This window comes from Pseudomonas urethralis (genome assembly GCF_021602465.1).
Taxonomy (GTDB): Bacteria; Pseudomonadota; Gammaproteobacteria; order Pseudomonadales; family Pseudomonadaceae; genus Aquipseudomonas; species Aquipseudomonas vlassakiae.
Genome location: NZ_BQIJ01000041.1, coordinates 1 through 3,992, shown reverse-complemented (window position 1 = coordinate 3,992; position 3,992 = coordinate 1). Strand labels below are relative to the sequence as shown.

General features: G+C 58.1%; 8 protein-coding genes. 5 read left to right on the top strand and 3 right to left on the bottom strand.

The annotated features are described in order from the left end of the window. Positions 1-145: 145 nt before the first annotated feature. From L6D64_RS28005 to L6D64_RS27995, 3 genes are all read right to left on the bottom strand, one after another. Entirely contained in the window at positions 146-349 is a 204-nt protein-coding gene (locus L6D64_RS28005; protein ID WP_176509786.1) for a hypothetical protein, read from the bottom strand. A gap of 25 nt (positions 350-374) precedes the next feature. Continuing rightward, positions 375-851 carry an HNH endonuclease gene (locus L6D64_RS28000; protein WP_176509787.1) on the bottom strand — a complete coding sequence of 159 codons (477 nt, stop codon included), beginning with the start codon at positions 849-851 and terminating at the stop codon, positions 375-377. Positions 852-1,241: 390 nt separating this feature from the next. Continuing rightward, complete coding sequence (locus L6D64_RS27995) at positions 1,242-1,952, bottom strand: XRE family transcriptional regulator (RefSeq protein WP_176509788.1); 711 nt, start codon at positions 1,950-1,952, stop codon at positions 1,242-1,244. A gap of 107 nt (positions 1,953-2,059) precedes the next feature. On the opposite strand from L6D64_RS27995, the gene L6D64_RS27990 reads away from it, so the two are divergent. The 5 genes from L6D64_RS27990 to L6D64_RS27970 all read left to right on the top strand — a co-directional run bounded on the left by L6D64_RS27990 (position 2,060) and on the right by L6D64_RS27970 (position 3,912). Next, on the top strand, positions 2,060-2,263 hold the full coding sequence (locus tag L6D64_RS27990) for a transcriptional regulator (RefSeq protein WP_103444650.1): 204 nt from the start codon (positions 2,060-2,062) through the stop codon (positions 2,261-2,263). 30 nt (positions 2,264-2,293) lie between these two features. Then, on the top strand, positions 2,294-2,482 hold the full coding sequence (locus L6D64_RS27985) for a hypothetical protein (RefSeq protein WP_070086158.1): 189 nt from the start codon (positions 2,294-2,296) through the stop codon (positions 2,480-2,482). 18 nt (positions 2,483-2,500) lie between these two features. Then, entirely contained in the window at positions 2,501-2,680 is a 180-nt protein-coding gene (locus L6D64_RS27980) for a hypothetical protein (RefSeq protein ID WP_016711302.1), read from the top strand. 87 nt (positions 2,681-2,767) lie between these two features. Then, the gene (locus L6D64_RS27975) at positions 2,768-3,559 is read left to right on the top strand and encodes a KilA-N domain-containing protein (protein WP_176509789.1); all 792 of its coding nucleotides are present in this window, start codon (positions 2,768-2,770) and stop codon (positions 3,557-3,559) included. Positions 3,560-3,561: 2 nt separating this feature from the next. Further along, positions 3,562-3,912, top strand: coding sequence for a hypothetical protein (locus L6D64_RS27970; protein ID WP_236192660.1), 351 nt, complete (start codon positions 3,562-3,564; stop codon positions 3,910-3,912). Positions 3,913-3,992 lie beyond the last annotated feature (80 nt).

The window sequence follows — 3,992 nt, the reverse complement described above, 5'->3', positions numbered from 1 at the left end:
CATATACCGGCTCAGGAGGTTCACGGGTCTTTGCGATCCTAGCGCTGCAGCTCGCTTGAGCACGCTCCGATCAATCTCCGATGAACCCTGCGATGGGGAGCAGGGCATCGGGCAGTTAACGTCAGGCGGACGTGGGGCTGGCTGTTCAGTTGAAAGGCTTTCGGCAGTCGGCGCAGAACACCCGGCCAGTTCCGCTATGGCCCAGCTTCGTTTCGTGCTTGCAGCGCTGGCGCTGGGCTTGCAGTGCCAGCTCATAGGTGAGGAACCAATCACCTTTGGTGGCGACCTGTTCAGGACTGCCAATTGCGGCCTCTACCGGCTTGTTGGCGCTGTTGAGTATCCAGGCCATCGTCTTGCCCTCCAGGGCGGTTGATTTATCCGTGGTTGGCGAATTCGCCGTGTAGCTTTTTGCGTAAAGCGCACGCCGCACGGTCAGCCTCGTGCACATCATCGAACAGGCCGCCGTGATGAACTTGGTAGTTCAGGCAGACCTGAACGTGCCACTTCCCTTGGCGCTTGTTCCAGCTGACGTTCTTGAAGCCGGAAGTGTTATGCGCACGCTTGCCTTGGTTGTGGTTGTTTTGCTGGTGGGTGCATTCGCGCAGATTCTTCCAAGCGTTGTCGTCAGTCTTGCCGTTGATATGGTCTATCTCGGCAGTCGGCCACTCACCAGTCATGTAGAACCATGCGAGCCGGTGAACCCGGTAGTTGTGCGGGGGTATCCACGTTGAGAGATACCCTTTGCGATCTGGCTTGCCCATGACGTAACCGTCAGAGGCACGAGTGAAAACACCGGTCTCTGGGTCGTAATGAGCGAACTGAAGAAGTTCTGCGTGAGTGATTCGACTCATATCTACTCCTGCTTTCCACGAGACCCTGTTGCCAAGGTCACCTGGAGAGCATCCGGCCCGATCATGCCGAGCCGGAAATCTCGTTTCCTAAAGAGCTTGTTCAGGTCGGGTCCGCTTGATGCTTTCGCCTTGCGGGGCCTGGATCGACACTTCGCTGTCGTCTGCTATCTGGCATGTCCAGATGGTGTGAGGCTTGAGGGCCTCCCGAGGGCCTGAGTGGCGTCTCGATGGGTGTAAATCTACAACCGAAAGTTACAGTACGCAAGCCTTTTGGTTGTAGATTTTTTCGCAAAGGTTGTAAGTGGTTCATCGCGTTAGACTTTTAGTTGTAACTGGAGGCGAAAAAAAGCCCGCTGGTGCGGGCCTTGGGGATTCTGAAGGGTCAATCTGTCACCAAAGGACAGATGACCAGAAGACTTTGCCTTTGATGTGGATGTTCTGCTCGACCATCTCCTGGGCGGTGTATTCCTCGTCAGGGTGCTCGTCACGGTTGAAGCTGCGCATGCGGATACCACCGCCAGGCAGCCGGTAGAGGGTTTTGACCCTGAGCTGTCCGTCGTGGTCGATGGCGTACATCTTGCCGTCGGTAATCGCGGTGCTGCCCTGGTCCACGCCAACGGTGCTCTTGTCGGGCAGGACCGGCTCCATGCTGTTACCGCTGACGGTCACGCATACGGCGTTGTCTGGCTGAACACCCTGCTTGCGCAGCGTGAGCTTCCCGAAGCGCAACTTCTGCTTGTGCGACTGCTCGACCACAGTCCGGCCGCTGCCGGCGGACAGCTCCACTTCCTTGAGGAACGGCACATACACCTCATCATCATCCAGCGGCGTGTCGTCGTCCCATACATCGATTGGGCCAAGCATCCTGGCATTGGATTCGGCCCGATCGCTTCGAGCCAATAGCTCCCCAGTCACCAGGTAGGCAACCGAAGTCGAAAGGGCGGCAGCGATATCGTCCAGCCGCTTACCCCTCGGGACCGAAACCTCGGATTCCCATTTCTGTACGGCCTGCGGGGTAACCGAAAGCCGGCGAGCCAGCTCTGACTGGTTCAGGCCGGCCTGTTCTCTTTTGCGCGCGATGCGCTGACCTAGTGTGCTCATCCTCAAATGATGCAACCACAGGTTGTAAATATCACTGTGAATCTCAGTTGTAGTTTTGCCACGCTTGCGATAACCTTTGGTTGTAGTTGTAACTTTGAGGCGTAAAAATGAAAGAGCTACCCATCTGTAGAGCGGCAAAAGTCGCTGGCGGCCAGTCCGCCCTCGCTCGAATCCTCAAGGTCACGCCTCAAGCGGTGCAGAAAATGTGCGCCTCGGGTCGTGTGCCGGCCGAGCGAGTTTTGGAAATCGAGAAAGCCACCGGCGTTTCTCGCCATGAGCTGCGCCCCGACATTTACCCGTGCGCCGCTTAACCCCTTTCAATCACAAGGAGCCTTCCCCGCATGTACGCCAACCCCAAGCACCTGCATGACCGCGAGATCAAGGTCCGGGTCGACGAGGACACATTCAACCTGATCCAGGCGATGGCCGTGTATCACCGCACCCAGCGTGCCGTGCTCTGCCGCGAAATGCTGGAAGCGCAGCTGGCTGCCCTGGCTTCGGAGAATACCGGCGATCAAACCGCAGCCTGAAGGCCGCGAGGAGGCCCTATGCCGACCGAACAATTCGGTCTGGATCCGGGCTCGATGGAATTACTTGAGCGAGAGGCGCGAAAGCGGGGGATCACCCCTGAAGCGCTAGCAGCCGAGCTGATTGATCGAGAGCTGGCCAGCCGAACGAAACCTCGAAACGCGAGGGGAACGGTTCTTCCGTTCCAGCGCAAGGCCTGAACAGGCCCTGATAAGCCCGAATTGCGGGCACAAAAAAGCCGGGGGTGAAGGCCCGGCTCTCTGCAACGCATAAAAGTGAGACCAATTATGCATCCACAGACCCCAAGTGTACAGGCCCTGATCCGGCCCGCGCCACAAAATGCGAACCACGATTTCGTGGCGCGCAGCATGTCACTCACCCTTGGAGGGGTGAAGATCAAGCAGGATATTGAGGGCCGCTACTGCCTCAATGACCTTCACAAGGCAGCCGTGGCCGATGGAGCGAACAAGCGCACCAAGGAGCCAGGCAAGTTCATGGCTACGGAATCCTTCGCCGAAATGGTGGCTGAGTTAACTACCCAAAATCCGGGTAGTTTGCCGGTGGTGACTATTGAGGGTCGCAATGGCGGCACCTATGTCGTCAAGGAGCTTATCTACGCCTACGCCATGTGGGTGAATGCCAAGTTCCACCTGCACGTAATCCGTACCTTCGATGCCGTAGTTGTCGGGCACATCCAGTTGGTGGAAGGGCGCCAGGCCCGTGAGCGAGCGCGCCTTGAGGCCCCAGCCCTGACCGAGGCCATCAAGCATGGTCGCCTGTCTGTCGGCAAGGATGTTAAACACTACCACTTCAGCAACGAGTTCGACCTGATCAACCGCATCGCGCTGGGCATGCCGTCGAAGGCATACCGGGCGGTGCACTGCATCAGCCCGACTGACTCGATCCGCGACCACCTCACTCCGTGCGAAATCCGCTGCATCGAGCACCTTCAGCGCGTGAATGCCTCCCTGATTGACGTGGGCATGGACTTCGAGTCGCGCAAGAAGAAGCTGAGCCAGATCTACATCCAGCGTCACAGCCGTGCGCTGCTTTCTGAAATCAAGCGCCTGGAGTTCTGACCATGCCCACCATGACCTATCAGCAACTGGTAGAGCGGGCGGCCATGACGTCCCTTGATCTGCATAAGGCTTCGACTGCAACCAAGGCCCTCAAGGCTGAGCTGCGCTCGATGTACGACACCTACTTCCAGGCCCATGGCCGGCCGGAGGGGAAATTCGATCCAGATAACGACGCCTTCCTGCCGGTGATGATGTTCACCAACTCCCAATACGACCGCGTCCAGGCGGCGAAGAAGGCCGAGTACAACGCAAGGCGCCGCCATGAGCGGGCTGTAGCTTCCCTCGCCGCTGCATGTGAATGCGCCGGGGACGGCCTGCACACCCACGACAAGGCCGTGCGGGGTGCAGCATGAGCGATGACCTGATCCGAAAACAATTTGAAGATGCCTTCAGCGCTAATTTTCCTTGCACCTACAAGGCAGCAAAGGCTGGC

What these genes read in the sequence shown, in the direction of transcription:
- L6D64_RS28005 (WP_176509786.1), bottom strand. Translation starts at nt 349, where the DNA reads ATGGCCTGGATACTCAACAGCGCCAACAAGCCGGTAGAGGCCGCAATT.
- L6D64_RS28000 (WP_176509787.1), bottom strand. Translation starts at nt 851, where the DNA reads ATGAGTCGAATCACTCACGCAGAACTTCTTCAGTTCGCTCATTACGAC.
- L6D64_RS27995 (WP_176509788.1), bottom strand. Translation starts at nt 1,952, where the DNA reads ATGAGCACACTAGGTCAGCGCATCGCGCGCAAAAGAGAACAGGCCGGC.
- L6D64_RS27990 (WP_103444650.1), top strand. Translation starts at nt 2,060, where the DNA reads ATGAAAGAGCTACCCATCTGTAGAGCGGCAAAAGTCGCTGGCGGCCAG.
- L6D64_RS27985 (WP_070086158.1), top strand. Translation starts at nt 2,294, where the DNA reads ATGTACGCCAACCCCAAGCACCTGCATGACCGCGAGATCAAGGTCCGG.
- L6D64_RS27980 (WP_016711302.1), top strand. Translation starts at nt 2,501, where the DNA reads ATGCCGACCGAACAATTCGGTCTGGATCCGGGCTCGATGGAATTACTT.
- L6D64_RS27975 (WP_176509789.1), top strand. Translation starts at nt 2,768, where the DNA reads ATGCATCCACAGACCCCAAGTGTACAGGCCCTGATCCGGCCCGCGCCA.
- L6D64_RS27970 (WP_236192660.1), top strand. Translation starts at nt 3,562, where the DNA reads ATGCCCACCATGACCTATCAGCAACTGGTAGAGCGGGCGGCCATGACG.